Source organism: Rhizobium sp. WSM1274 (genome assembly GCF_025200775.1).
In the GTDB taxonomy this organism is placed as follows: domain Bacteria; phylum Pseudomonadota; class Alphaproteobacteria; order Rhizobiales; family Rhizobiaceae; genus Rhizobium; species Rhizobium leguminosarum_I.
Window position 1 is genome coordinate 3,946,471 of the sequence record NZ_CP104138.1, and the last position, 26,047, is coordinate 3,972,517.

Sequence of the window (26,047 nt, forward strand, 5' to 3'; positions counted from 1 at the left end):
CGCTGAGTGGCCGGGATCGCGGTTGGTCTCCCGGCATGCTTTCGCAGCTTAGCTTTTTCGAGGCGGCAATGGAATCGTGGCCCGGGTCCGAGGCGGAGCGGACAGCGATGAGCCGTTCAAAGGCTGGCTGCCGAGCCGCGGCTAAGCAGCAACGTGCTTTGACGGAGAGCTGACCCTGCAAGAAAACGGCGCGGCTTTCGCCGCGCCGTCCTCACTCTGCTGCCAACGCCGGCGGATATCTGTCATCCGCCTCTTCCTGGATGGCGTCGGCATGCTGGCCTGGCTCGTCCTTTGCCTTCGGCTCCCGGCCGAAGAAGAGGGCGTAACCGGCGGGCAGAACCAGAATGGTAAGCACTGTGGCAACCAGGATGCCGCCCATCATCGCGTAGGCGAGCGGGCCCCAGAAGACGCCGCGCGAAATCGGGATCAGCGCCAGCACCGCGGTCAGCGCCGTCAGCATGATCGGCCGGAAACGCCGCACGGCAGCACCGACGATCGCCTCCTGCCGGTGCATGCCGGCCTTGATATCCTGATCGATCTGATCGACCAGGATGATCGAGTTGCGCATGATGATGCCGAGCAGGGCGATGACGCCGAGGATCGCCACGAAGCCGAAAGGCGCGCCGCTGATCAGCAATGCGGCCGCCGCACCGATGATCCCGAGCGGGCCGGTGGCGAGCACCAGCATCGCCTTGCCGAAATGCTGCAGCTGTATCATCAGCAGCACGATGATGACGGCGAGCATGATCGGCGCCTTGGCGGCAATCGACATCTGGCTCTCCGCCGCATCCTCGGCGCCGCCCTGGATCTCGACATTGTAGCCGGCCGGCAGGCTGTCGCGCAGGTCCTTCATGTCGGCATACATCTTCATCACCACGTCGTTCGGCTGCACGCCGTCCGGCAGCGTGGCGCGCACGGTGATCGTCGGCAGCCGGTCGCGACGCCATTCGACGCCCTGCTCCATGACGGGCACGACCTTGGCGACCTGCGAAACGGGCACGAAACTGCCGAAGTCCGTCGGCACATAGACGGAATTGACGGCCGACAGCAGCGAACGGCTGGAATTCGGCTCGCGAGCGACGATCGAGACCGTCTCCTCGCCGTCACGGAAATCGTCGAGCGACGTCCCCGACATGGCGGTCTGCAGCACCTGGCGTACGCGCTGCGAAGTGACGCCGAGTGCCCGGGCGCGGTCCTGGTCGATCACCAGCTTCATCGCCGGCACCTCTTCCAGCCAGTCGTCATGGATGGCGCCGAGCTCCGGGTTGGCCTGGAAGCGCGCCTTTACCTGATCGGCGATCTCCCTGACTTTCAGGCGGTCGGGTCCCATGACGCGCATCTGCACCGGCCAGCCGGTCGGCGGACCGAGGAAGAGGCGGTCGACCTTGCCGCGAATGTCGGGGAAGTCTTCCGCAAGGATCGTCCGCAGCTTGACGATCAGCCGCTCGCGTGCCGGTTCGTCATTGGCCATGACGAGCAGCTGGGCGAAGTTCGGATTGCGCAGCTGCTGGTCGAGCGGCAGAAAGAAGCGCGGCGCGCCTTCGCCGATATAGGTGGCGATGAACCGCTTGTCGGGATCATCCATCATCTTGGCTTCGAGCGCCTTTGCCTGCACCTCGACTTCCCGAATGCTGGTGCCCTCGGGTAGCCAGAGATCGACGAGAATTTCCGGCCGCGAGGATTGCGGGAAGAAATTCTGCGGAATGAACTGGAAGGCCCAGAGGCTGGCGACGAAGGTGCCGAGCGTCAGCAGCAGCACGATGACCCGGTGGCGCACCGCCCAGCCGACCGTGCCGCGCAGCCGACGGTAAAAGCCGGTGTCGAAGGCGTCGCGATGCTCGCCGGCATGATGGCGCTGCTTGAGGATCATATAGCCGAGCCACGGCGTGAAGTAGACCGCGACGAACCACGAGGTGACGAGCGCGATGCCGACGACGTAGAACAGCGAGCGCACATATTCGCCGGCCGTCGAGGCGGCGAAGCCGACGGGAATGAAGCCGGCCGTGGTGATCAGCGTGCCCGTCAGCATCGGGAAGGCGGTCGAGGAATAGGCGAAGCTTGCCGCTTCGATCTTGACGAGCCCCTCCTCCAGCTTTCGTTCCATCATCTCGACGACGATCATCGCATCGTCGACGAGCAGGCCGAGCGCGATGATCAGCGCGCCGAGCGAGATGCGCTGCAGATCGATGCCGAGTTCGTACATCAGCGCAAAGGTGGCGGCGAGTACCAGCGGAATGGCGATGGCGATGACGAGGCCCGATCGCCAGCCGATCGACACGAACGAGACGACCAGCACGATGATGAGAGCTTCGCCGAGCGCATGCATGAATTCGCTGACAGCATCCGTCACCACGTCGGGCTGGTTGGCGATCTGGTCGACGGCAACGCCGTAGGGCAGCGCCTCCTCGAAGCGCTGATAGGTCGCCTCCACGCCCTTGCCGACATCGGTAACGTTGAAGCCCTTGGCCATCACGACGCCGACCTGAACGCTGTCGTGGCCGTTGAAACGGTACTTGCGCTGGTAGGGATCTTCGAGCCCGGAACTGACGGTGGCGATATCGCCGAGGCGCGTCACCTGACCGCCGGCGCGAAGGCGCAGTTCGCGGATGTCGGCTGCTTTCTTCACGTCGCCTTCGACCGATATGCGCACCGACCGCAGGCCGGTATCGACCGAGCCTGCCGGATCGACATTGTTCTGGCCCTTGATGGCATTCTGCAGATCGAGGATCGTCAGGCCGCGCTCGGCGAGCGACTTGGACGAGACGTCGACATAGATCTTCTCAGGCTGGTCGCCGATGATGACGGCTTTCTCGACGCCCGGCGTCGTCAGCAACATGTCGCGCGCCTGGATCGCGAATTTCTTCAGCTCCGGATAGGAATAGCCGTCGCCGCTGATCGAATGCAGCGTGATGAAGGTATCGCCGAACTCGTCGTTGAAATAAGGGCCGAGCAGGCCCTGCGGCAGCTCGTTGGAGATGTCGCCGACCTTCTTGCGCACCTGGTAGAAGGCATCCGCCACCTCTTGCGAATTCGTGTCGCCCTTGACCTGCAGGGTGATGATCGCACTGCCCGCCCGCGTATAGGACTTGACCCAGTCGATATGCGGCGTTTCCTGCAGCTTGCGCTCGATCTTGTTGACGACCTGATCTTCCATTTCCTGAATGGAAGCACCTGGCCAGATCGCCTGAACAACCATGACGCGGAAGGTGAATTCGGGGTCCTCGCGCTGGCCCATGCGCATCAGGCCGAGCACGCCGGTGACGATGATCAGCCCGAAGAGGAAGCGGGCGATGCTCGGATGTCCGATTGCCCAGCGCGACAGATTGAAGGGCCGCTTTTCGGTGGTGGTGGCGTCCATGGTCTTGTTCCCTATCCTATGGCGCGATCAGCGCACGGCCTGGTCCGTGGCGGCCAGGGCCGACTGCTGGTCCGGCACTTTCACCTTCAGGTTCTCGCTCATGAACTGCGTGCCGGCCGAAACGACGAGATCGCCGCTATCGAGACCCTCGGTCACATGCACGCCGTCACCGGTGAAATCGGCGACCTTGATGTCGCGGCCATGTACGGTCGCCGTGTCGCGGTCGACGGTCCAGACCATCTGCTTGCCGTCCTTTTCAGCCAGGGCGCTGAGCGGGATCGAGACATAGCTGCTGCCATTGCTGACCTCGGCCTCGATCGTCGCCGTCATGCCGAGAAGCACGCGCGGATCGTTCGGCAGGCTCACCCGGACGGCGAACGTGCGCGACTGCTGGTCGGCGCTGCCGGAAACTTCCCGCACCTTGCCGTCGAGTACCAGCCTGTCGTCGGCCCAGAAGCTTGCCTTGACTGTCTTGCCCGGCTTGAATTCGGCAATGTCGTTTTCCGGAACGGCGATCTGCACTTCCTTCTCGCCGTCGACCGCAACCGTGACGACGGCGGTGCCGGAACCGACGACCTGGCCGGTATCGGCATTAATCGCAGTGACGATGCCGTTCTGACCGGCCTTGAGCTCGGTATAGCTCACCTGGTTCTTCGCCTGGTCGAGCGCGGAAAGTGCGGCATCGCGCTGTGAGATCGCCTGGTCATGGCTGAGCGAAGCCTGTTCGACCTGCGACTTCGGGGCGACGCTCTTGTCGAAAAGCTGCTCGGCGCGTTTGTTAACGAGATCGGTGGTTTCGACGCCCCTTTCCGCCGAGGCGAGATTGGCTTCCGCCGTCCGGACTGCCAGCTGGTAGTCCGTGGCATCGACGCGGGCGAGAACGTCGCCCGGCGTCACCCGGTCGCCGATATCGACGAGGCGTTCGGTGATCTTGCCGGCGACGCGAAACCCGAGGTTCATCTCCGTGCGCGCCTTGACCGAACCCGAATAATCGAGCTTGCGCGTGTCCCCGGCCTTGGCGATCTCGACGACCTTCACCGGCCGGATGACTTCCTTGACCTCAGCCTTCTCTTCCGAGCAGGCGGAAACGCCGATGCCGATGGCGCCCACGAGCACGAGACTGGCGACGGACGGCATGCGATGGCTGAGGTTCTTGAGCGAAAACATCTTCCGCACTCCTGGATCGTTTCGGGGGTTTCGACGGCGGCCGCCGTCCATTATTTCTTCAGCGCCCTGATCACGTAGTCGATCAGTTCGTCGACGCTCGCGCGGTTCGTTTTGGCAAGACATTGCGCCACCATCTGCGGATGGCAGAGCGTGTTCGTCGCCGCGCCGAAGCAGCGCGAGGCAACGACCGGGTCCTGCTCGGCGAACTCGCCGGATGCAATGCCTTCGGCAATGATTTCGGCGATGAGATCATGAACGCGGTCGATATGTTTTTCGATGACATGCCAGTCGCGCTCAATCGCGACGATGATCATCTCGTGCACCTTCGTCTCGTCGAGCATCACATCCAGCGTCCACTGATACTGGGTCTCGACATAGCGGCGCAGCCTTTCGCTGGCGCTGGCCGGCTGATGGCGGACGTCATAGGCGATCTGATAGCACATGGCGAGCATGCGCCCGCAGAGCGCCTGGTGTATCTCTACCTTGGAGGCGAAGAAACGATAAATATTGGCCGGCGACATGCCGAGGTCGCGGGCAATGTCGGCCACCGTCGTCTTGCTGTAGCCATAGTGACGGAACAGCCGCTCGGCTGAATCGAGAATGCGCGTGACATTCTCCTGCCGCGTGATGTCGAGTGTATTTTCCGCGAGGTCGTTCATAAGTTCCGAGGCCTGATTTTACGACTGACGATTTTCGAATTTCGTCAGTCGTAAAATATAAGACGTTATTTGTCAATATGCCGCGGCGCAGCACAAATTGTCGCGGGACGAGCACGATCCGGCGGAAGCGACAATCAAGCGGTGAGAAGGCCTGTACCGCCCGTGTCATGCCGACAGCCGACGACTTCGGGATAGGCGGACTCGAGAATGCAGGCGACAAATGGAAAGTGCCGCGGCGAGAAGCGCGCGGCACCTCGTCAATGAAGTAACGTGTCAGACGATCTTGACGTCGAGTGTGATCGGAACGGAGGCGAGCGCCTTGGAAACCGGGCAGCCGGCCTTTGCCTTGTTGGCGAGTTCGGTGAAGGTCGCCTCATCGGCACCGGGAATACGGCCGGAGAGCGAAAGATGGATGGCGGTAATGGCAAAGCCGCCCTCGACGCTTTCGAGCGTTACCTTGGCAGAGGTTTCCATATGCTCGGCGGTAAAGCCGGCTTCCCCGAGGATCAACGACAGCGCCATGGTGAAGCAGCCGGCATGGGCGGCACCGATCAGTTCTTCCGGGTTGGTGCCGGCAACGCCTTCGAAGCGGCTCGCAAAGCCGTAGGGATAATCCTTCAGGGCGCCGCTCTGTGTCGAGATCAGGCCTCTTCCGTCCTTGAGGCCACCGGTCCAGTGAGCCGAAGCCGTACGATTGATCTGCATGCCGTCCTCCTGTTTTTGATTGAGCTTTCAGCGCATGATGCCGAAAAGTGTACACGGTTTTCGGACGACATCATGCTCCAACTATTTCCAGGAAGCGGCAGGGCGCCGCTCCATGCCTGCGGGAGATCAGATAACCTTCCCGATGGGCAATATAATGCTCTATCGCGAGAAGACGACAGGCTTGTAAAATAGCGGGGTCGAAGCCCTTCAGGCGGAATGCTGCAGCATGCTGAGGCCGCCGTCGATCGTCAGGCAGGTGGCATTGATGAACGGGCACTCGTCTGAGATCATGAACACGGCCGCCATGGCAATCTCCTCCGGCGTCGCGATGCGCCCGCCGGGATGCAGTTTCATCGTCTCGGCCTTTGCCGCCTCCGGATCGGGAAAGCCGTTCCAGTAATCGATCACCTTCTGCGTCGAGACATAACCCGGCGCCAGCGCGTTGACGCGGATATTGCGGGCGGCATATTCGAGCCCTAAGGATTTCGTCATTCCAAGCAGGGCGTGTTTTGCCAGCGGATAGGGAAATGTGTGCGGGATGATGGTGAAAGCGTGAGTCGAGGCGATGTTGAGGATGACGCCGCCACCCTGTTCGATCAGGCCGGGCAGCACCGCCCTGCAGCAATTCCATGCGCCCTTGAGATTGATGTCGAAGCAGCGGTTCCATTCCTCGTCCGTCGTCTCGAGCGGTTCGGCGAAGACATTCACCCCGGCATTGTTGACGAGCGCGTTCAGCTGTCCGATCTCTTCATTCGCCTGAGCGACCAATGTGGTGATCGTCCCGGAATCGGTGATATCGGCCGGCAGATAACCAAGCCGGCCACCACTGCGCTGGAGGTCTTTCGCTGTCTTCACCAGCAGCGCGGCGTCGCGATCGACGAGAAAGACGGCGGCATCCTCCCGCATGAAAGCCTTTGCGATCGCAAGGCCGATACCCTGCGCAGAGCCGGTGACCAGGATGTTCTTGCCCTGCAGGCGGCCGCTCATCTATCCCTCCTCCGGTTGAACCGGCAGCGCCGACATCAGGATCGTCACCGTGCCGGCAAGCGCCTCTCCCGGCGCAAGCGGCGTGAGCCCGCCGAAATCAGGAAGGTGGTGGCCGTTCGGCAGGTGGCTCATCGGCTCGAGGCAGAAGAAGTCGCTCCGGTTGACCGGAATATACAGCATGAAGCGATCGAGCGCACCGTCGGCTTTCAGCGCCGCCTGAATTCCAAGTTCCGGCCAGGCGATTGCCGCCCGCCCGTTCCAGCCCTCGAAGGCATTGTTCATCCACCTCTGCGGCAAAAGCTTTTCGGATCTGAAATCGAAATGGTCCGGCACAGGGCCAGGCATCTCTGGCAGATGGTCCGGCCGCTCGCTCCAATAGCGATCGGCCGCAATCGCCAGTCGCGTCTTTGGCGTCCGCGCGAAGAAGGGATGTTGACCGAGCCCGAAAGGAAGAGCCGCTTCGCCGCGGTTTTCCACGGAAAGCCTCAGCACCAGAGCATCGCCAGTGAGACGGATCTCCTGCCGGGCAAGATAGGCATAAGGTGAAACCCCGTCGGCGCTCCGGGAAAAGGAGAACTGCGCATGCTCCGAGCTTGAGTCTTCAAGCTGCCAGAGGCTGAGCCAGCCGTCGCCGTGGAGATAGAGCGGATCGGAAGCATTCGGCTGGAAGGCATAGTCGCGGCCGGCAAAGGACATGGCATTGCCCTCCACGCGATTGCCGAACGGCACCATTGCGAAATTCGCCATCGCTCCATCCGGGCCGCCGGCCGCCACGACAAAGGGCATGCCTCGGTAGGTCGCGGCGGTGACGGCGGCACCCCGACGGCTGGCCCGTACGGCGAAATCGCCGTGCCTCATTTCGATGTCATCGCCGGCTTGTCCCTGGTTCATCCGCGCCGTCCCGCAGCCGAAGACCTCAAATTGTCGAGCAGCACTGCGATCAGCAGGATCAGCCCGCGGACCACATACTGATAAAACGCCTGGATATTCAAGAGGTTCATGACGTTTTCGGCAATACCCATGATCAGCACGCCGACGATGACGCCGCTCATCGCCGCCCGGCCGCCGGCCAGCGAAACGCCGCCGAGAACGCAGGCCGAAATCACCGAAAGCTCAAGCCCTGTCGCCGCATTCGGCTGGCCGGAGGTGATGCGCGAGGCAAGCAGAATGCCGGCAATGCCGCAGACAAGCCCCTGCAGCGCAAAGATCCAGACCCGCATATTGACGACATTGACGCCGGCAAGCCGCGAGGCCTCGGGATTGCCGCCGATCGCCAGGGTGTTCTTGCCGAAGACGGTGCGGTTGAGCACGAAACCGAAGAGGATGAAAAGGATCAGCATGATCCAGATCGGCGTCGGCACGGTCAGAAATCGCGACAGGGCAAGCTGGTAGAAATCGGCATCGTTGATGCCGACGGCCCGGCCGTCAGAGGCGATCAGCGCCAGCCCGCGCACGATCTGCATGGTCGCAAGCGTGGTGATCAGCGCATTGATGCGAAACCGCGCAATGACGATGCCGTTGACGAGGCCGACGACGGCGCCGCAAAGCAGGGCGGCGAGCAGCCCGACGGGAATGGAGCCCGTCGCATTCGAGACCATCACCGCGATCATGCCGGAGAAGGCGACGATCGATCCGACCGAAAGGTCGAAATCGCGCGACGCCAGGCAGAACATCATCGTGCAGGCAACGATGCCGATCGTGACGACCGACTGCAGCAGCCCCAGCATGTTTCGCTCGGTCAGGAAGTTCGGAACGAAAAGCGAGACGATCACGAAGGCAGCAGCGAAGATCACCACCAGCCCCTGTTCGCCGAGAAGGATTTTTTTCAACGAATTCATCGTCCGTATTTTCCCGGTCCTAAAGGGTGCCTGCGGCGTTCTTGTCGGGCAGCGCTGCCGTCAGGATGCTGCGCTCATCGAAATCCGGACGGGCGACATTGGCCGCCACTCTGCCCTGGCACATCACCATGATACGATCGGAAATGCCGATGACTTCCGGCAACTCGCTTGAAATGACCACGATCGCCATGCCGCCGGCCGCAAGTTCGTAGAGGATTTCGTAGATTTCCGATTTCGCCCCGACATCGATGCCGCGCGTCGGCTCGTCGATGACCAGGACCTTGATACCCTGCTCGGACAACCAGCGGCCGAGAATGACCTTCTGCTGGTTGCCGCCCGAGAGATTGATGATGTCCTGCCGGCGCGACGGCGTTCGCACCCGAAGCTTGGCGATGAACCGGTCCGCCAGCGCCGCCTCTTGTCTCGGACTCAGAATGCCGAAAGGCGAAAAATGCCGGCGCGAAGAGATGGCGATATTCTCCTCGATCGATCGTCCCTGGACGATGCCGTCGAACTTGCGGTCCTCGGGGCAGAGCACCATGCCGGCATTGATCGCCGCTTTCGGATTGTTCGGCGAAACGGCAACGCCGTCGATCGTCACCTGCCCTTGATGCCTGGTGTCGGCGCCGTAAAGCAGCCGCGCCATCTCGCTACGGCCGGCACCGATCAGCCCGAAGAAACCGAGGATTTCGCCCTGGCGGACGGAAAAGCTGATCGGATGGCGCAGCCTCGGCCCCGACAGGCCCTTGACCTCCAGCCGTACGCCGCCGAGCGGACGTTCGCGCCAGCCCCAGACATTGCTGATCTCGCGTCCGACCATTTCCGAGATGATCTGCTCGCGCGTCGTTTCGGCGATCTGAGGATGGTGGGCGGCAAGTCTGCCGTCGCGCAGCACCGTCAGGCTGTCGCAAAGCCTGAAAATCTCGTCGAGGCGATGCGAGACGTAGAGAATGACCGTTCCCTTGGCCTTCAGTGTATCGATGAGCGAAAACAGAATCTCGCTTTCACGCGAGGAGAGCGATGAGGTCGGCTCGTCGAGCGCTATCACCCGTGCATCGAGCATGACAGCCTTGGCGATTTCGACCATCTGGCGTGCCCCGATCGACAGCGAAGCGACCTTGGCCGACGGATCGATATCGATGCCGATCTCCTCAAGCTTCGAGCGCACCGTCTCGATCAGCGTCTTCGAATGGATGACGCCGCCCTTGGCCGGGAAACGCCCAAGCCAGAGATTTTCGGCGACCGTCAGCTCGGGAACGAGCTGCAGTTCCTGATGGATGACGATCACGCCGGCATGGAAGGCGTCGCGAACGGATGCGTATTTCTGCTCCTCGCCGTCGATGAGGATGTTGCCGGCATCGGCCGCCTGATCGCCTGACAGTACGCGGATCAGTGTCGATTTACCGGCACCGTTTTCGCCCATCAGGCCGTGGACGGCGCCCCTCTCGACCGTGAAGGACACGTTCGCCAGCGCCTGCACGCCGGGATAACCTTTGGAGATATTGCTGAATTCGAGGAAAGCCATCATCGCTCCGCCGAGAAAGACCCGGCGGCACGCTGAGCGGCCGCCGGACGATATCATCTTGGAAGGACGATCACTCGATGCCAAGATCCTTGCGGACCTTTTCGTAATCGCCGCGCAGCGCCAGGGAACCGGAGGTCAGCGTCAGCTTTGCCGGCTCCTTGTCGTTGGCGATCCAGTCGTACAGGTTGAGCGCCGTCTCATAGCCGTGACGCTTCGGCGAGATGATGACGGTACCGAAGAAGCCCGTCGCTGTCGGCTTCTTGAATTCATTGATCGCCGATTCCGCACCGCCGATGCCGACACCGATGACGTTGGCAGCCGGAATACCGACCGATTCGGAGGCGCGGACGGCGCCGAGGACGGCTTCGTCGTTGAGGCCGAAAGCGACCCAGTATTTCACGTCGGCATGTTTGTTGAGAACGGTGGTCGCCGCGTTGAGCGCCGCTTCCGTATCCGTCTTCGCCTGCGGCGCGTCGTAGATGTTTTCTGCCGGGAAGCCGGCGGACTTCAGCACCGAGATCGCACCTTCGACGCGGTCGACGGCGGTCGGCAACTGGTCGTAGGAGACCCGCACGGCGCCGACATTCTTCATGTCCCAACCACGCTTCTTGATTTCATCGACGATCGCCTGGCCGACGGTCTCGCCGATCTTGGTGGCTGAAATGCCCATATGCGGCACGTCTTCCAGCGGCTTGCCGTCGGCGCTGACGAGGCGATCGTCGACCGTCATCAGCTTCAGCTGGTTGGCTTCGGCCTTGGCGACGATGCCGGGGCCGAGTTTCACGTCGGGCGTGCAGATGATGAAGCCCTGCGCACCCTGGGCGCCGAGATTGTCGATCGCCGACTGGACCTTCTCGCCGTCTTCGGCGCCGATCTTGACGACGGTAAAGCCTTTTTCCTTGGCGGCTTGGTCGGCGAATTTCCATTCGTCCTGGAACCACGGCTCCTCGGGCTGTTTGACGATGAACCCTATCTTGACGTCCGCGGAAAATGCCGAGCCGGCTGCCAGAATGGCGAAAGTGCCAGCCAGAATGGCTGCTTTGAACAAGCGCATGTCTCTCTCCCTAAACTCTCAAAAACCGAGCAGCTGCCTCCCAGGCAACGCCCAATGAATTATGACAAATCATCATACCAGTCAATTGCCAATGTATGATGATTGGAATAATAGGATTGTTGACGAGGTGGCGGGAGGAAGCGTCGCAAAGCGGATCGAATTCCGATAATCAGGTTCGGTTGCCTAGCACGCGAGACAGAGCGGAGAGGTGAATTGGAAACAATCGAACGAAAGGGCGGGGCCGAAAGCCGCCGCATCGAGCGCCGCCCGCGCGTACGCCGCAACGTCACGGCGGCGATCGCTCAGGATATCTGTGCGGACCGCTATCCCGCAGGCTCGCCGCTGCCCCGCGAGAACGATCTCTGCGAGCTATACGGCGTCAGCCGCACCGTCATTCGCGAATCGCTGAAAGTGCTGGAGTCGAAAGGCCTTGTCCGTGGCAAGCCGCGCATCGGAACCACCGTCTGCGACAAGGACGACTGGAATATCCTCGACGCCGACGTGCTTGAATGGATGGGTCCCTATATCAAGGATTTCGACCTGCTCGGCTGCATCCTCGAAGCCCGCCGCACCATCGAGCCGGCAGCCGCCGAATATGCCGCCGAACGCGCCAGCGCCCAGGAGATCGCCGATCTCGACAATGCCTGGCGGCAGATGCGCGACAGCGCCCGCGACCCGGAAAGCTTCACCGAGGCCGACGTCATGTTCCATACGGTGCTGCTCACCGCCAGCCACAATCAGGTCTTTCGCCGCCTGTCGAGCGCCATTCACGCGGCGCTGAAATATGCGTTGCATGCCTCCAATATCGGCGTCGAGAACCGCGAGGACGCGGTGCTCGTTCATGGCCAGTTGGTCGAGGCCCTGCGCATGCGTGACAAGGCGGGCGCCCGCGAATGTGCCAACCGCATGCTCGATCTTGCGGTGCGCGATCTAGCCGCGGCCGAAAAAGCGATCGGCAGAACGAAATGACCGATCACGACAAATCTGCGGACGCGCCGCCGATCGCAAAACCCGGGAAGAGACTGAAAGAACAGCGATGAAGATCACCAAACTCACCACCTATATCGTTCCTCCGCGCTGGCTGTTTTTGAAGGTCGAGACCGATGAAGGCATCGTCGGCTGGGGCGAACCGGTCGTCGAAGGCCGCGCACTCACGGTTCAGGCCGCCGTCCATGAGCTGGAAGACTACCTGATCGGCAAGGATCCTTTCCTGATCGAGGACCACTGGACCGTGATGTATCGCGGCGGCTTCTATCGCGGCGGCGCCGTCCACATGAGTGCGATCTCGGGCATCGACCAGGCGCTGTGGGACATCAAAGGCAAGGCGCTCGGCCAGCCGATCCATTCCCTGCTCGGCGGCCAGCTCCGTGATCGCATCAAGGTCTATTCCTGGATCGGCGGCGACCGTCCCTCGGATGTCGCCAACAATGCCAAGGAAGTGGTTGCCCGCGGTTTCAAGGCGATCAAGCTCAATGGCTGCGAGGAAATGCAGATCGTCGACACCAACGAGAAGGTGGAGAAAGCAGTCGAGACCATTGCCGCCATCCGTGAGGCAATCGGCCCGCATATCGGCATCGGCGTCGATTTCCACGGCCGCGTCCACAAGCCGATGGCGAAGGTTCTCGCCAAGGAGCTCGATCCCTACAAGCTGATGTTCATCGAAGAGCCGGTGCTTTCCGAAAACAAGGAAGCGCTGCGCGATATCGTCAATCATACCTCGACGCCGATCGCACTCGGCGAGCGGCTCTTTTCGCGCTGGGACTTCAAGCAGGTTCTGTCCGACGGCTATGTCGACATCATCCAGCCGGATCTCTCCCATGCCGGCGGCATCACCGAATGCCGTAAGATCGCGGCGATGGCCGAGGCCTATGACGTGGCGCTGGCGCCGCATTGCCCGCTGGGCCCGATCGCGCTCGCCGCCTGCCTGCAGGTCGATGCCGTCAGCTACAATGCCTTCATCCAGGAACAGAGTCTCGGCATCCACTACAACAAGGGCAACGACATCCTCGACTACATCTCCAACAAGGAGGTGTTCCATTATGCCGATGGTTTCGTCTCAATCCCGCAGGGTCCGGGTCTCGGCATCGAGGTCGACGAAGCCTATGTCATCGAGCGCGCGAGGGAAGGCCATCGTTGGCGCAACCCGATCTGGCGACACGCCGACGGCAGCTTCGCCGAATGGTGAGAGCGCATAACCCCCGAAAATCGGAACCGATTTTCGGAAAGAATTGTGCAATTCAAAGTGATAGGGCCGCGCAAGCGGCCCTTTTTCATTGCTCGTGTCGGATATCGCGTGTCTCGTCCGTCATAGTGGAAGCTCAAAGAGGAGATTTCAAAATGGCCAGAGCAATCGCAATCATCGTCGCCCGCATCATCTTCAGCTTCGTCTTCTTCATGGCCGCCGGCTTCAAGTTCGCCGACATCGGCGCGACGGCAGGCTATATCGCCGCCGCAGGCTTTCCGATGGCGACATTTCTTGCTTGGGTCGCCGCCTTCTTCGAGATCGCGCTGGCGCTCGCTTTCATATCAGGCGCCTTCTTCACCGAGGCCAGCCTGCTCGCAGGCATCTATGTGATCTTCCTCGCTTTCGCTTTCCACGGTCCGTCCCATTGGCAGCAGAACCAGGCCGAGTTCGGCTTCTTCATCGATCACTTTACCTTCCTCGCCGGCCTGCTCTTTGCCGCCGTCCATGGACCGGAAAAATGGGCCTTGAAGCAAACGCTTCTAAGATAACCGCGACGACCCGCTCTCTTCCGGAACCAAGAGCCGTGCCGAACATTGGCCTAGCGGCAAAACGGCAAGGAGAGCCCGCCCATGGAGCTGAAGGGAAAGATCGCATTGGTGACAGGCGCCGGTTCCGGCATCGGCAAAGCGGCCGCATTGCGGCTCGCCGCCGAGGGTGCAAGGGTCGCAGCATTGAGCCGCACCACCGACGAGGTCGAAAAAACTTGCGCCGAGATCAAGGCCGCCAGTGGCCAGTCAATAGCGTTGACGGCAGATACCAGCGACGAAGCTCAAATGCGGGGCGCCGTCGCGCAACTGACCGACACCTTCGGCGGCCTCGACATCGTTGTCGCCAATGCTGGGATCAACGGCGTCTGGGCGCCGATCGACGATCTGAAGCCGGAAGAATGGGACAAGACCATCGCCGTCAATCTGCGCGGCACCTACCTGACCCTGCATCTGACGGTTCCGCATCTGAAGCGGCACGGCGGTTCGATCATCGTCGTCTCCTCGATCAACGGCACCCGAACCTTCACCACGCCGGGCGCCACCGCCTACACCGCAACCAAGGCAGGCCAGGTCGCCATGGCCCAGCAACTCGCCCTCGAACTCGGCCGGCACGGCATTCGCGTCAATGCCGTCTGCCCGGGCGAGATCGACACCAATATCAGCGCCAATACCGACAGCCGCCATCGCGAGGAGACGGAGGTTCCGGTCATTTGGCCTGAGGGCGATATTCCGATCGCCGGCGGCAAGGCAGGCAAGAGCGAGGATGTTGCCGAAGCCATCCTCTTTCTCGCATCCGAACGCGCCCGACATATCACCGGTACGCCGATCTGGATCGACGGTGGCCAGGGCTTGTTGCGATAGCCCTTGCAGTCAGGAACTCAGCCGTTCAGCCGGGCGCTGTCGAGAGTATACAGTTCCTGCGCGCGCTGCACGCCGCGCAACACATAGCGCCCGATGCAGGCGAGTGATGTGCGTTCCTCCTCTGGTATCGCTGCGGCGAAATCGGAGGACATCAAGACGTTGAGATCGACCGAGCGGCAGATCGAGGCGATGCGGCTGACCTCGTTGACGGCAGGTCCGATGACGGTGAAGTCCAACCGGTCCTGGCTGCCGATATTGCCGTAAAAGACGTCGCCGATATGCAGGCCGATATAGACGTCGGTCGTCGCCCGGCCGTCGGTCGCACGCACGGCATTCAGCGTGGTCAGCTTTTCCCGCAGCAACGATTCGGCGCTCAGCGCCGCACGACATGTCTCCGCCGGCACCGCACCCTTAAAGATAGCGAGCACACCGTCGCCGATCAGCTTCAGCACGTTGCCCCCGGACTCGTGGATCGCCGTGATCACCGCCTCGCTATAGTCGTTAAGCAGCGGGATGATCTCCTCCGGCGGCACGCTGTCGGAGATCTTGGTGTAGTTCAGCAGGTCGGAAAACCAGAGTGCCGCGGAAATCCGCTCCGATTTGCCGCGGCTGATCTTGCCTTCCATCACCTGGCGCGCGGCGTCCTCGCCGAGATAGACCTCGGCGATGGTGCGGGCGATACGCCCGAGCGCGATACATTTGATCGCCAGCCCCAGCACCGGCACCAGCTTGCGCAGGATGGCGAGGTCGTGATCGGAAAAGCCCTCCGGATGTTTCGTCGCGAAATGCGAGAAGAAGCAATCCATCTCGCCGATCGTGCCGGCCTCGGAAAAACGATGCATCATCGCCACGAAATCCGTGTGACCGGCTTCAGCGATCGTATCGAGCATGGAGAAATCGATCGGATCACCGAAGCCGAGACGCCGGCGTATCTCCCGCTCGTTGCGAGACCAAAGATGATAGAAGGCCGAACGCTGCCAGTTCGACGCCGCCTCCCCCGAGATCGTCGGACCATATTCGAATTCGGTCTGGACTTCCTCGACGCTGTCCCAGCGGAAGGCGCGGCCCTCATGCACCGGATGCAGCGTATCCATCAGCGCCAGACCGCGGTCGAGCGGCAGGCCGGCATCCCGGCAAGCCGAGCAGAAACCGGTCATGAGTTCGGCCTCCGAAGCGCCTTTCAGTCCCTGCTCCGTGATCCAGGCTGCAATCGTGCTGACGTCGCTGTAATCCATGCCACTCACCTTCACTCGTGTCAAAGCTGTAGCCCGAATTCGGCATCGAAGGAAAGTCAATTGGCTCAATCGGCCGCGGGCATATTGTAGGGCGTGACGATTTCGACTGATGAAAGCGAGGGCGTAGCCGCGCGCGTCAAGGCGGTCGCCCGGCTCATGATCGCCCGGAAGGCCGAACGCGCATCGGTTCTGAGATCATGATGCAGCACGAAGCCGATCCGACGCGCCGCAAGCAGGGCGCGATTATCGGCATCGAGATCATGGGCGACGAAAACGCGGACTGGGCGTTTGGCCATGTCGAAGGCCGCAAGCACCGCCCGGTTGCCGCCGCCGATCGAATAGACGGCGTTGATGGCGGGATCGGCCGCAAGCGCTGCCGCGGCAAGCGTTCCCGTCGCAGCATCGGTGCCGTGGCCCTCGCTGATCTCGGTAATGCCGATGTCGGGATAACGGGCGCGGATGACGCGGCGAAAGCCGATTTCGCGCTCCTCCTCGCCACGGAACCGTCCGCTCGACAGCGTTACCAGCACCTTGCCGCCGCCAGCCCCGAGGAATTCGCCGATCAGATAGGCAGCGGTCTCTCCCGCTGCCCGGTTGTCGGCGCCGGCATAGGCGATGCGTGCCGAATTCGGCAGGTCGGTCACCAGCGTCACGACGGGAATGCCGGCCGCATCCGCCCGCGCGACGGCGGCAGCCACCTCGGCGACGTGAGGCGCCTTGAGCACGATGCCGTGCGTGCCGCGCAGCCGGATGCGATCGAGAAGCTGCACCAGCTCGGCCGGCTTCATCACCTCGGCAAAATGGAACCGGCAGCGGAAGATGCCCGGCAGGAAGGTCGCCATCTCCGCCTCGAAGGCGGCGCGCACCGCATCGCTGAAACGCTGCGGTGTCTCCATGACGATATCGATCGCCAGCATGCGGCCGCTGCCCATCGCCCCGGCCTGCTGCTTCTCCAGCTCCGCGATCGCCGCCTTCACCCGCATCTCGGTCTGCCGGCGTACACCCGGTCTGCCGTTCAGCACCCGGTCGACGGTCGCGGTGCTGAGCCCTGCCTGGAAGGCAATATCCTTGACGAGAAAGGGGTGTGCCATGCGACCGGCCTGATGGTTTTTTGATGGATTTCTGATCTATATCACCAGGCATCGCGGCGTATAGTGCCTCCATTGGAAAGAGGGAGGAGCCCGCCATGAAAACCGACAACCAGCAGAAACTGCGCGCCGACCGCGTCTGGCTGAGCGAAGACGCCTGCGATCTCGATGAGTTTCGCGCCCTTGCGGAAAAGACGACGGCACTTGCCGATTACCCCGCAGCGTCTGCGGTCGAAAAAAACGTGCTGATCTATGACAGCCGCAAGGTGATGACGGCAGCCGCAACGCCAGAAGGCCGACGCGCCTTGCTGGCGGAAATCTGCGAGGCCTTCGGCGAGGGTCCTGGCGTCGTCGTGTTCAAGCGCGCTTACGAAGACACCGGCATCGTCGACCGCGCCAGCACGATCTTCGATGCGATCATCGAGGAACAGCACCGCACCTCGACCGGCGGTGGCGACCACTTCGCCAAGCCTGGCGCCAACGACCGCATCTGGAATTCGCTGGAAAAACATTGCCTTGCCGATCCGGCAAATTTCGCCGAATATTACGGCAACGCCATCGTCGCGCTGGCAAGCGAAGCCTGGCTCGGCCCGAACTACCAGATGACGGCGCAGGTCAACCGCGTCAATCCGGGCGGTTCGGCGCAGTCGGCGCATCGCGACTACCATCTCGGCTTTCAGTCCTCAAAGGTGATCGAGCAGTTCCCGGCACATGTGCATCGGCTCTCGCCGGTACTGACATTGCAGGGTGCGGTTGCCCATTGCGATATGCCGCTCGAAAGCGGCCCGACGCTCTTCCTGCCGCACAGCCAGACCTATGTGCCGGGTTACCTGGCGCTGAAGCGGCAGGAGTTCCGGGATTATTTCGAGACCAACCATGTCCAGCTGCCGCTCGAAAAAGGTGACGTCGTCTTCTTCAATCCCGCCCTCTTCCATGCCGCCGGCACCAACCACTCGGCCGATATCAAACGTGTCGCCAATCTCCTTCAGATCTCCTCCGCCTTCGGCCGGGCAATGGAAACCGTCAACCGCGAGAGGATGAGCGCCAGGCTGTTTCCCGCCTTGAAGGCCTTGCAGGGAAGGCTCTCACCTGACGAAATTGCCAACGCCGTCGCCGCCTGCTCCGAGGGCTACTCCTTCCCGACCAACCTCGACCGCGACCCGCCGCTCGGCGGGCTGGCGCCGAAGACACAGGCGCAGCTGATGCATGAGGCGCTAAAGGAAGGCTGGAGCGCTGAAGTATTTGCGGCAGCACTTGCCGAGCAGACCAGCAAGAAGTTGAGCTAACTTGGGAGGCTGGAGCCCCCTTGTATCCGCCCTACGGCACCTTCTCCCTGAGGGGAGAAGGGGAAATCGAGACGTTGCCGCGAATCTCTTCTCATCCGCACGGACATAACAGCCTCCCGAACCGGCGGGAGGCCACGCAAATCAATTACACATGGAGGAACCACATGAGCACAGACCACGGCCGCCTCGACGGCAAGATCGCCATCGTCACCGGCGGCACGCAAGGATTGGGCGCAACCATTGCCCGTCATCTTCGCCGAACGCGGCGCGGAAGGCATCGTCATCTGCGGCCGCAACGAAGCCAAGGGCAAAGCGAAGGCGGCGGAAATTTCGGCTGCGACCGGCGCCAGGATCGTCTACGTCAAAGCCGACCTCGGCAAGGTCGAGGATGCACAGAATGTCGTGCGCGCCTGTGACGAGACCTTCGGCCGCGTCGACGCGCTGGTCAACGCCGCCGCCATCACCGATCGCGGCACCATCCTCGATACCAGCCCGGAGCTCTTCGACGCCATGTTCGCCGTCAATGTTCGCGCGCCGTTTTTCCTGATGCAGGAGGCGGTGAAGGTCATGCGCCGCGAAAACATCGAGGGTACGGTCGTCAATATCGGCTCGATGTCGGCCAAAGCCGGCCAACCCTTCATCGCCGCCTATTGCGCCTCCAAGGGCGCGCTGGAAACGCTGACGAAGAACACCGCCTACGCGCTCCTGCGCAACCGCATCCGCGTCAACGGTCTGAACATCGGCTGGATGGCCTCCGAAGGCGAGGACCGGATCCAGCGTGAATATCACGATGCCCCCGCCGACTGGCTGGAGAAGGCGGCGGCAAGCCAGCCCTTCGGCCGCCTCGTCGATCCGAACGAGGTGGCGCGCGCCTGCGCTTACCTGTCGTCTTCCGAATCCGGCCTGATGACCGGCTCGGTCATCTGTTTCGACCAGTCGATTTGGGGCGCTTACGACGGCTCGCCGCATCCGGTCGCGGCGCTCTGACGAAACCGGAGCCCGGCATTTCCATCGCCGGGCTCTGGCACCTCCAGGTTTTTGCCGCTAGGAAAAGAACGGCAGCATTCAGGGAGGAAACTGGCATGGGCGACAATCCGATTTATGAGATCCGCGACGAACGCTTCGGTGCAATGGTCATCGGCAGCGCCGGCCTCGAGGAGCTTTATTCCGGCTGCCGCTGGACGGAAGGCCCGGTCTGGTTTGCCGACCTGAACTGCCTTCTCTGGAGCGATATCCCGAATGAACGGATGATGCGCTGGACACCGGATGGGACCGTCTCCGTCTTCCGTTCGCCCTCCAATTACGTCAACGGCAACACCCGCGACCGGCAGGGACGGCTGGTCTCCTGCGAACATGGCGGCCGCCGCGTCACCCGCACCGAGACGGACGGCACCATCACCGTTCTCGCCGACAGCTACCAAGGCAAACGGCTGAACTCGCCGAACGACGTCGTCGTGCACTCCGACGGCGGGGTCTGGTTCACCGATCCAACCTACGGCATCCTGTCGGATTACGAGGGCCACAAGGCCGAGCCCGAGCAGCCGACGCGCAACGTCTACCGGATCGACCCCTTAAGCGGCGCGATCGACGCTGTCGTCGAGGATTTCATCCAACCGAACGGCCTTGCCTTCTCGCCCGATGAGACGAAGCTCTACATCGCCGACTCCGGCTCAGCAAAACATGAAGTGCCGCGCCATATCCGCGTCTTCGACGTCGTAGACGGCAGGGCGCTTGCCAACAGCCGCTATTTCTGCAGCCTAGACGTCGGCAACCCTGATGGTTTCCGCTTCGATGTCAGCGGCAATCTCTGGACGAGCGCGTCCGACGGCGTACACTGCTTTTCGCCGGACGGCACCCTGCTCGGCAAGATCAGGGTGCCGCAGACGGTGTCCAACCTCACCTTCGGCGGCCCCAAGAAAAACCGGCTCTTCATCACCGCGACGCGCTCGGTCTATTCGATTTACATCAAAACGACCGGCGCACAATATCCGTGAGGATCAGGGCGCCGGCTTCAAGATCGCCGTTCCGGGATGACGAGTTCCGTAAAAAAAGCTAAAGCGCGTCACACGAATGAGATTCGATGTGCGCGCCTCAGAGCCTGATGCCGAAACTTGTGAGCGGTTTTCTGACCGCATCCGGTTCTGGTGGCGAGCATATCGATTGCATCAAGGAGGAATATTATGACCCAATTTTCATGCGCCGAAGGGCGCCGCACCGTCCTTGATGCCGCAACCTGGAGAGCCTGACATGCGTTCCGTCGTTTCCTTCAACGAAGGCTGGAGTTTCCATGAGGGCTTCGGCCAGCGTTTGCTCGAAGCTTTCGATGCCGCCAAGTCGGTCAGCCTGCCGCATACCGCCGTCGAACTGCCCTTCAGCTATTTCGATGAGACCAGCTATCAGCGCGCCTTCACCTATCAGAAGGTGCTGCGCTGGCTGCCGGAATTCGAGGGCCGCGAGATCTCGCTCGTCTTCGATGCCGCTATGGCCGACAGCGTCGTCTATCTGAACGGCGAAGAGATCATTGCCCATAAGGACGGCTACACGCCCTTCGAGGCCCGCCTCACCGGCAAGCTGGTCAAAGGCGAGAACCTCGTCACCGTCAAGATCGACGGCAGCGAAAACCCTGACATTCCCCCTTTCGGCGGCCGCATCGATTATCTGACCTATGCCGGCATCTACCGCGACGTCTGGCTGAAGGTCACCAACCCGGTCTCGATCCGCAATCTCAAGATCGAAACCACCGACGTTCTTCGCCCAGAGAAATCGGCGACCATACGCGTCGACATCGCCAACCCCGAGGGCCGCAGCTTCTCGGCGACCGTCACCGCCACGCTGAAACAGGCCGACGGCACGGTGGTCGCCACTGCCGCAACCGAAACGATCGGCAGCCGCACCACGCTCTCCTTTGGCGGGCTCACCGGCATCGCTCTCTGGGACATCACCGATCCCACGCTCTATGACGTCACCGTCGAGCTCAGGACTGAACACGGCTCCGACCGTCTTTCCACCCGGATCGGCTTCCGCACTGCCGAATTCACGCCGGAAGGTTTCCTGTTGAACGGCAAGCCGCTGAAGCTGCGCGGCCTCAATCGTCACCAGGCCTTCCCCTATGTCGGTTATGCCGCCGGCCGCTCCGCCCAAGAGCGTGACGCCGACATCATGAAGACGGTGCTGAAGTGCAATATCGTCCGCACCTCGCATTATCCGCAGTCGAAATGGTTCCTCGACCGATGCGACGGGATCGGCCTGCTGGTCTTCGAAGAGATCCCTGGCTGGCAGCATATCGGCGATGCCGAATGGCAGCAGGAATCGATCGAGAACGTTCGTCGCATGATCGAGCGCGACTGGAACCACCCCTCGATCATCATTTGGGGCGTGCGCATCAACGAGTCGCAGGATAATCACGATTTCTACGCCGAGACCAATCGCCTCGCCCGTGAACTCGACAGCACCCGCCAGACCGGCGGCGTGCGTTATCTCACCGAGAGCGAGCTGCTCGAAGACGTCTATACGATGAACGACTTCATCCTTGGCAATGAAGAGCTGCCGGGCGCCAACCGCCCGCGCACCGCCTTGCGCGCCCAGCAGGAAAATACCGGACTGTCCCATAAGGTGCCGTACCTCATCACCGAGTTCAACGGCCACATGCACCCGACGAAGATTTATGACCAGGAGCAGCGCCAGGCCGAGCATGTGCGCCGTCACCTGGAAGTGCTGAATGCCGCCTATGGCGACCCCGATATATCCGGCGCCATCGGCTGGTGCATGTTCGATTACAACACCCACAAGGATTTCGGCTCCGGCGACCGCATCTGCTATCACGGCGTGATGGACATGTTCCGCGAGCCGAAATTCGCGGCCTATGCCTATATCAGCCAGTGTGACCCTTCCGAGGAGATCGTCATGCAGCCGGTGACCTTCTGGGCGCGCGGCGAACGCAATATCGGCGGCGTGCTGCCGCTGATCATCCTGACCAACTGCGACGAGGTGGAGCTGCAATATGGCTCGCTCAGCAAGCGCATCGGTCCGGACCGCGAGAACTATCCGCATCTGCCGCATCCGCCCGTCGTGCTCGACCATCGGCACTTCACCGCCGATGAGCTCGGCACCTGGGGTCTCGAGTGGATCGACGGCACTTTCACCGGCTATATCGGCGGCGAGCCGGTGGCCAGCCTGACGCTGGCGGCCGATCCGCTGCCGACGACACTGGAAGTCGTTGCCGATAGCTCGACGCTGAAGGCCCGTGAACGCGACAGCACGCGCGTCATCATCCGCGCCCTCGACCAGCGCGGCCAGCGCCTGCCTTTCATGAACGACAGCATTTCGCTGAAGGTTCACGGCCCGGCCAGGATCGTCGGACCGACCAATGTGCCGCTGCAGGGCGGCACCGCCGGCTTCTGGCTGGAGGCGACGGGGTTCACTGGCGAGATCACCGTCGAAGCGGTCTCCACGCGTTTCGCGCCGGTGACACTCGGTGTCACGGCTGCCTGACCCTCACCCAATCCGGACCTGGCTCGCTGGATCGAAGAACACGGCCTTGTCGAGATTGAAGGCCAGGCGGGTTTGTTGTCCGGGAGCGATGCCGGTATCGGCGCGCAGGCGGGCGACGACGGATTTGCCGCCGAGCTTAGTGACGGCGAAGGTGTCGGAGCCGGCGGGTTCGACCACCTCGATCAGGCAATCGCCCTCGGTCAGCGCGCGCGCCTTGCGGTCGGCGCCATCGGGATCGGTCAGCGCCTCGGGGCGGATGCCGAAGATCACCTGTCTGCCGGTATAGGCGGTCAGGCCGTGATTGCCTGAGATGACCGGCAATCGGAGCGGGGCGGCATTCGGCCGCTCCAGCGAGACTTCGAGACCGCCGGCGCCGTTTTCGACGGTGGCGGTCAAGAGGTTCATCGCCGGCGATCCCATGAAGTCGGCAACGAAGATGTTGGAGGGGCTGTTATAGATCTCGGACGGCGTGCCGAACTGCTGCAGCACGCCGTCCTTCAGCACGGCGATCTTGGTCGCCAGCGTCATCGCCTCGATCTGGTCATGGGTGACATAGACGAAGGTGGTGCCCATGCGCTGATGCAGCCGCTTGATCTCGGTGCGCATGTCGACGCGCAGCTTGGCGTCGAGATTGGAGAGCGGCTCGTCGAACAGGAAGACCTGCGGATTGCGCACCAGCGCCCTTCCCATGGCGACACGCTGGCGCTGGCCGCCGGAGAGCTGGCTCGGCTTGCGGTCGAGCAGATGGCCGATCTGCAGCATGTCGGAGACTTGGGCGATCGCCTTGGCGCGCTCCTCCTTCGGCACGCCGCGGATCTCCATGCCGAAGGCGATGTTGCCTGATACCGTCATGTTCGGATAGAGCGCATAGGACTGGAACACCATGGCGATGTCGCGCTTGGAAGGGTGCAGACCGCTGATGTCGCGCCCGTCGATCCTGATACCGCCAGAGGTGATCGTCTCCAGCCCGGCAATGGTGTTGAGCAGGGTCGACTTGCCGCAGCCGGACGGGCCGACCAGCACGAGAAAGCCGCCCTTTTCCAGTTCGAGGTCGATCCCCTTGAGAATGTCGACGGCGCCGAAGCGCTTTTTGAGACCGGAGATTTCGAGGAAGGCCATGGATTACCCTTTGACAGCGCCCGCCATCAGACCGCGCACGAAGTAGCGGCCGGCGAGGATATAGACGATGAGCGTCGGCACGGCGGCGATCATCGCCGCCGCCATGTTGACATTGTATTCGACGACGCCCGTCGAGGTGTTGACGACATTGTTCAGCGCCACCGTCATCGGCATGGATTCACCGGTGCCGGCATAGGCCGAGGCAAACAGGAAGTCGTTCCAGATATTGGTGAACTGGTAGATCACCGTGACGACGATGATCGGCAGCGAGTTCGGCAGCATGATGCGGCGGAAGATCTGGAAGAAGCTGGCGCCATCGACCTGGGCGGCCCTGACCAGCTCGGTCGGAAAGGCCTCGTAGAAATTGCGGAAGAACAGCGTCGTGAAGCCCAAGCCATAGACGACATGCACGAAGACCAGATTGACCGTCGGATTGCCGAAGCCGAAGTTGAAGCCGGTGGCGTTCTGCAGCGTGGCGCCGAAGCGGCCGAGCGAGCCGAGGATCGTTGCCATCGGCAGCAGCACCGACTGGAACGGGATGAAGCAGGCAAACAGCATCAGCCCGAACACCAGCGTGTGGCCGGGAAAGCGCCACTTGGTGAGCACATAACCGTTCAGCGCCCCCATGATGGTGGAGATTGCGACCGCCGGCACCACCATCTTGATCGAGTTCCAGAAGTAGCCCTTGATGCCGGCGCAGGTCAGCCCGACGCAGGTCTCGCCCCAGGCCTTGATCCAGGGATCGAAGGTCGGCGCTTGCGGCAGCGCCAGCATGTTGCCGTTCTGGATCTCGTCCATGGTCTTGAACGAGGTCGTCAGCATGACGAAGAGCGGCATCAGATAGAGGACGGCAAAGATCAGCAGCAGGCCATAGATGACGGTGCGGCCGATCCAGCGAGTGTTGGTGCTGTTCTTACTGTCGTTCCTGTCGTCGCGGACCTGTGGCAAAGCTGCTGCCAAGGTCTGGGTTGAAGAGGTCACGCTGCTCATCGCGCCTTCTCCTTCAGTTCGGAATAGAGATAGGGAACGATGATTGCCGAGATGGTCATCAGCATGATGATGGCGCTGGCCGAGCCGACGGCCATCTCGTTGCGCTTGAAGGTGTATTCATACATGAAGTTCGACGGCAGCCAGGCCGAGCCGCCGGGGCCGCCCGAGGTCAGCGCCACCACCAGGTCGTAGGACTTGATCGCCATATGGGCGAGCACGATGAAGGCCGACAGAAAGATCGGCCGCAGCAGCGGAATGACGATGCGCCGGTAGAGCTGGAAGGCTGACGCGCCATCGATCTGGGCTGCCTTCATGATCTCGCCGTCGATGCCGCGTAAGCCCGCCAGGAACATCGCCATGACGAAGCCCGACGCCTGCCAGACGCCGGCGATGACGACGGTGTAGATGACGAAGTCCTTGTTCTTGATCCAGTCGAAGTGGAAGCTGGTCCAGCCAAAATGGTGCAGCGTCTGTTCCAGCCCGAGGCCGGGATCGAGGAACCATTTCCAGGCAACCCCGGTGACGATGAACGACAGCGCCATCGGGTAGAGGAAGATCGGCCGGAGCAGACCCTCGCCGCGGATCTTCTGGTCGAGCAGGATGGCGAGGAAGAGGCCGAGCGCCAGGCAGATGCCGACATAGAGGAAGCCGAAGACCGCCATGTTGGTGATCGAGGTATACCAGGAAGACGGCGGATCGCTCTCGAAGGTCCAGCGCCACAGCCGCTGATAGGCGCGTGCGCCGGTCAGCGCATAGGAGGGAAAGGTCTTGGAATTGGTGAACGACAGATAGGCCGTCCAGACGATGAAGCCGTAGACGAAGATGATGGTGATGACGAAGCTCGGCGCCAAGACGATCTTCGGCAGCGCATCCTGCAGCCGGCCCCGCAACGAGATCGCCGTCGAATGCCGCGGCGTGAGAACCGGATCGGTGGTCGCAACGGTGCTCATG

21 protein-coding genes and 1 pseudogene are annotated in these 26,047 nt (G+C 62.0%); 8 read left to right on the forward strand and 14 right to left on the reverse strand.

Annotated elements, in window-relative coordinates; genetic code table 11:
- Positions 1 to 211: 211 nt before the first annotated feature.
- The 9 genes from N2600_RS19585 to N2600_RS19625 all read right to left on the reverse strand — a co-directional run bounded on the left by N2600_RS19585 (position 212) and on the right by N2600_RS19625 (position 11,293).
- Positions 212 to 3,358 (reverse strand): efflux RND transporter permease subunit, encoded by a 3,147-nt coding sequence (locus tag N2600_RS19585; RefSeq protein WP_260297161.1) that lies wholly within the window; start codon positions 3,356 to 3,358, stop codon positions 212 to 214.
- Positions 3,359 to 3,385: 27 nt separating this feature from the next.
- Positions 3,386 to 4,525, reverse strand: coding sequence for an efflux RND transporter periplasmic adaptor subunit (locus N2600_RS19590; protein ID WP_162119120.1), 1,140 nt, complete (start codon positions 4,523 to 4,525; stop codon positions 3,386 to 3,388).
- Positions 4,526 to 4,575: 50 nt separating this feature from the next.
- Positions 4,576 to 5,184: a TetR family transcriptional regulator gene (locus N2600_RS19595; RefSeq protein WP_170282091.1), complete on the reverse strand. Its 609-nt coding sequence runs from the start codon at positions 5,182 to 5,184 to the stop codon at positions 4,576 to 4,578.
- Positions 5,185 to 5,457: 273 nt separating this feature from the next.
- Entirely contained in the window at positions 5,458 to 5,889 is a 432-nt protein-coding gene (locus tag N2600_RS19600) for an OsmC family protein (protein ID WP_170257601.1), read from the reverse strand.
- A 207-nt stretch (positions 5,890 to 6,096) separates the two neighbouring features.
- Positions 6,097 to 6,876 (reverse strand): SDR family oxidoreductase, encoded by a 780-nt coding sequence (locus N2600_RS19605; RefSeq protein ID WP_222384494.1) that lies wholly within the window; start codon positions 6,874 to 6,876, stop codon positions 6,097 to 6,099.
- Positions 6,877 to 7,767: an aldose 1-epimerase gene (locus N2600_RS19610; RefSeq protein ID WP_222384493.1), complete on the reverse strand. Its 891-nt coding sequence runs from the start codon at positions 7,765 to 7,767 to the stop codon at positions 6,877 to 6,879.
- Complete coding sequence (gene araH / locus N2600_RS19615) at positions 7,764 to 8,714, reverse strand: L-arabinose ABC transporter permease AraH (RefSeq protein ID WP_222384492.1); 951 nt, start codon at positions 8,712 to 8,714, stop codon at positions 7,764 to 7,766. Before araH ends, N2600_RS19610 begins: the two co-directional genes overlap by 4 nt.
- A gap of 19 nt (positions 8,715 to 8,733) precedes the next feature.
- Positions 8,734 to 10,239: an L-arabinose ABC transporter ATP-binding protein AraG gene (gene araG, locus N2600_RS19620; protein WP_260056785.1), complete on the reverse strand. Its 1,506-nt coding sequence runs from the start codon at positions 10,237 to 10,239 to the stop codon at positions 8,734 to 8,736.
- Between the two features lie 70 nt (positions 10,240 to 10,309).
- Entirely contained in the window at positions 10,310 to 11,293 is a 984-nt protein-coding gene (locus N2600_RS19625) for an arabinose ABC transporter substrate-binding protein (protein ID WP_222384490.1), read from the reverse strand.
- A gap of 213 nt (positions 11,294 to 11,506) precedes the next feature.
- Between N2600_RS19625 and N2600_RS19630 the strand changes: the two genes are divergently transcribed.
- From N2600_RS19630 to N2600_RS19645, 4 genes are all read left to right on the forward strand, one after another.
- Positions 11,507 to 12,262, forward strand: coding sequence for a FadR/GntR family transcriptional regulator (locus N2600_RS19630; RefSeq protein WP_260297162.1), 756 nt, complete (start codon positions 11,507 to 11,509; stop codon positions 12,260 to 12,262).
- A gap of 67 nt (positions 12,263 to 12,329) precedes the next feature.
- Positions 12,330 to 13,478: a galactonate dehydratase gene (dgoD, locus tag N2600_RS19635; protein ID WP_018497475.1), complete on the forward strand. Its 1,149-nt coding sequence runs from the start codon at positions 12,330 to 12,332 to the stop codon at positions 13,476 to 13,478.
- A gap of 152 nt (positions 13,479 to 13,630) precedes the next feature.
- On the forward strand, positions 13,631 to 14,026 hold the full coding sequence (locus tag N2600_RS19640; protein WP_017968005.1) for a DoxX family protein: 396 nt from the start codon (positions 13,631 to 13,633) through the stop codon (positions 14,024 to 14,026).
- 81 nt (positions 14,027 to 14,107) lie between these two features.
- The gene (locus tag N2600_RS19645; RefSeq protein WP_260297163.1) at positions 14,108 to 14,887 is read left to right on the forward strand and encodes an SDR family oxidoreductase; all 780 of its coding nucleotides are present in this window, start codon (positions 14,108 to 14,110) and stop codon (positions 14,885 to 14,887) included.
- 17 nt (positions 14,888 to 14,904) lie between these two features.
- Here the strand turns inward: N2600_RS19645 and N2600_RS19650 are convergent, their stop codons facing one another.
- Positions 14,905 to 16,122: an adenylate/guanylate cyclase domain-containing protein gene (locus tag N2600_RS19650; RefSeq protein ID WP_026154555.1), complete on the reverse strand. Its 1,218-nt coding sequence runs from the start codon at positions 16,120 to 16,122 to the stop codon at positions 14,905 to 14,907.
- A gap of 65 nt (positions 16,123 to 16,187) precedes the next feature.
- On the reverse strand, positions 16,188 to 17,213 hold the full coding sequence (locus tag N2600_RS19655; RefSeq protein ID WP_260297165.1) for a LacI family DNA-binding transcriptional regulator: 1,026 nt from the start codon (positions 17,211 to 17,213) through the stop codon (positions 16,188 to 16,190).
- A gap of 95 nt (positions 17,214 to 17,308) precedes the next feature.
- Here N2600_RS19655 and N2600_RS19660 point away from each other — a divergent pair, with 95 nt between their 5' ends.
- From N2600_RS19660 to N2600_RS19675, 4 genes and pseudogenes are all read left to right on the forward strand, one after another.
- Positions 17,309 to 18,496 carry a phytanoyl-CoA dioxygenase family protein gene (locus tag N2600_RS19660; RefSeq protein WP_260297167.1) on the forward strand — a complete coding sequence of 396 codons (1,188 nt, stop codon included), beginning with the start codon at positions 17,309 to 17,311 and terminating at the stop codon, positions 18,494 to 18,496.
- Between the two features lie 164 nt (positions 18,497 to 18,660).
- A pseudogene (locus tag N2600_RS19665) lies at positions 18,661 to 19,483 on the forward strand (SDR family oxidoreductase).
- Between the two features lie 95 nt (positions 19,484 to 19,578).
- Positions 19,579 to 20,490 (forward strand): SMP-30/gluconolactonase/LRE family protein, encoded by a 912-nt coding sequence (locus tag N2600_RS19670; RefSeq protein ID WP_170259903.1) that lies wholly within the window; start codon positions 19,579 to 19,581, stop codon positions 20,488 to 20,490.
- 253 nt (positions 20,491 to 20,743) lie between these two features.
- Positions 20,744 to 22,987, forward strand: a complete 2,244-nt coding sequence (locus N2600_RS19675; protein WP_162119133.1) for a glycoside hydrolase family 2 protein — start codon at positions 20,744 to 20,746, stop codon at positions 22,985 to 22,987.
- A 3-nt stretch (positions 22,988 to 22,990) separates the two neighbouring features.
- On the opposite strand, the gene N2600_RS19680 is transcribed toward N2600_RS19675, so the two are convergent.
- Genes N2600_RS19680 through N2600_RS19690 form a run of 3 tightly spaced genes read right to left on the reverse strand, consistent with a single transcriptional unit; the run spans position 22,991 to position 26,046 of the window.
- Entirely contained in the window at positions 22,991 to 24,106 is a 1,116-nt protein-coding gene (locus N2600_RS19680; RefSeq protein WP_260297168.1) for an ABC transporter ATP-binding protein, read from the reverse strand.
- A 3-nt stretch (positions 24,107 to 24,109) separates the two neighbouring features.
- A complete protein-coding gene (locus N2600_RS19685) occupies positions 24,110 to 25,096 on the reverse strand; it encodes a carbohydrate ABC transporter permease (RefSeq protein ID WP_260297169.1) in 987 nt (328 codons plus the stop codon).
- Positions 25,093 to 26,046, reverse strand: coding sequence for a carbohydrate ABC transporter permease (locus tag N2600_RS19690; RefSeq protein ID WP_260297170.1), 954 nt, complete (start codon positions 26,044 to 26,046; stop codon positions 25,093 to 25,095). Before N2600_RS19690 ends, N2600_RS19685 begins: the two co-directional genes overlap by 4 nt.
- Position 26,047: the final 1 nt, after the last annotated feature.

Excerpts from the sequence above, each read along its gene's own strand:
- N2600_RS19625 (WP_222384490.1), bottom strand. The coding sequence starts at position 11,293 with ATGCGCTTGTTCAAAGCAGCCATTCTGGCTGGCACTTTCGCCATTCTG.
- N2600_RS19670 (WP_170259903.1), top strand. The coding sequence starts at position 19,579 with ATGGGCGACAATCCGATTTATGAGATCCGCGACGAACGCTTCGGTGCA.
- N2600_RS19660 (WP_260297167.1), top strand. The coding sequence starts at position 17,309 with ATGAAAACCGACAACCAGCAGAAACTGCGCGCCGACCGCGTCTGGCTG.
- N2600_RS19605 (WP_222384494.1), bottom strand. The coding sequence starts at position 6,876 with ATGAGCGGCCGCCTGCAGGGCAAGAACATCCTGGTCACCGGCTCTGCG.
- N2600_RS19680 (WP_260297168.1), bottom strand. The coding sequence starts at position 24,106 with ATGGCCTTCCTCGAAATCTCCGGTCTCAAAAAGCGCTTCGGCGCCGTC.
- N2600_RS19645 (WP_260297163.1), top strand. The coding sequence starts at position 14,108 with ATGGAGCTGAAGGGAAAGATCGCATTGGTGACAGGCGCCGGTTCCGGC.
- N2600_RS19690 (WP_260297170.1), bottom strand. The coding sequence starts at position 26,046 with ATGAGCACCGTTGCGACCACCGATCCGGTTCTCACGCCGCGGCATTCG.
- N2600_RS19610 (WP_222384493.1), bottom strand. The coding sequence starts at position 7,767 with ATGAACCAGGGACAAGCCGGCGATGACATCGAAATGAGGCACGGCGAT.
- araH (WP_222384492.1), bottom strand. The coding sequence starts at position 8,714 with ATGAATTCGTTGAAAAAAATCCTTCTCGGCGAACAGGGGCTGGTGGTG.
- N2600_RS19650 (WP_026154555.1), bottom strand. The coding sequence starts at position 16,122 with ATGGATTACAGCGACGTCAGCACGATTGCAGCCTGGATCACGGAGCAG.
- N2600_RS19600 (WP_170257601.1), bottom strand. The coding sequence starts at position 5,889 with ATGCAGATCAATCGTACGGCTTCGGCTCACTGGACCGGTGGCCTCAAG.
- N2600_RS19655 (WP_260297165.1), bottom strand. The coding sequence starts at position 17,213 with ATGGCACACCCCTTTCTCGTCAAGGATATTGCCTTCCAGGCAGGGCTC.
- dgoD (WP_018497475.1), top strand. The coding sequence starts at position 12,330 with ATGAAGATCACCAAACTCACCACCTATATCGTTCCTCCGCGCTGGCTG.
- N2600_RS19595 (WP_170282091.1), bottom strand. The coding sequence starts at position 5,184 with ATGAACGACCTCGCGGAAAATACACTCGACATCACGCGGCAGGAGAAT.
- N2600_RS19640 (WP_017968005.1), top strand. The coding sequence starts at position 13,631 with ATGGCCAGAGCAATCGCAATCATCGTCGCCCGCATCATCTTCAGCTTC.
- N2600_RS19685 (WP_260297169.1), bottom strand. The coding sequence starts at position 25,096 with ATGAGCAGCGTGACCTCTTCAACCCAGACCTTGGCAGCAGCTTTGCCA.
- N2600_RS19675 (WP_162119133.1), top strand. The coding sequence starts at position 20,744 with ATGCGTTCCGTCGTTTCCTTCAACGAAGGCTGGAGTTTCCATGAGGGC.
- N2600_RS19585 (WP_260297161.1), bottom strand. The coding sequence starts at position 3,358 with ATGGACGCCACCACCACCGAAAAGCGGCCCTTCAATCTGTCGCGCTGG.
- araG (WP_260056785.1), bottom strand. The coding sequence starts at position 10,239 with ATGGCTTTCCTCGAATTCAGCAATATCTCCAAAGGTTATCCCGGCGTG.
- N2600_RS19590 (WP_162119120.1), bottom strand. The coding sequence starts at position 4,525 with ATGTTTTCGCTCAAGAACCTCAGCCATCGCATGCCGTCCGTCGCCAGT.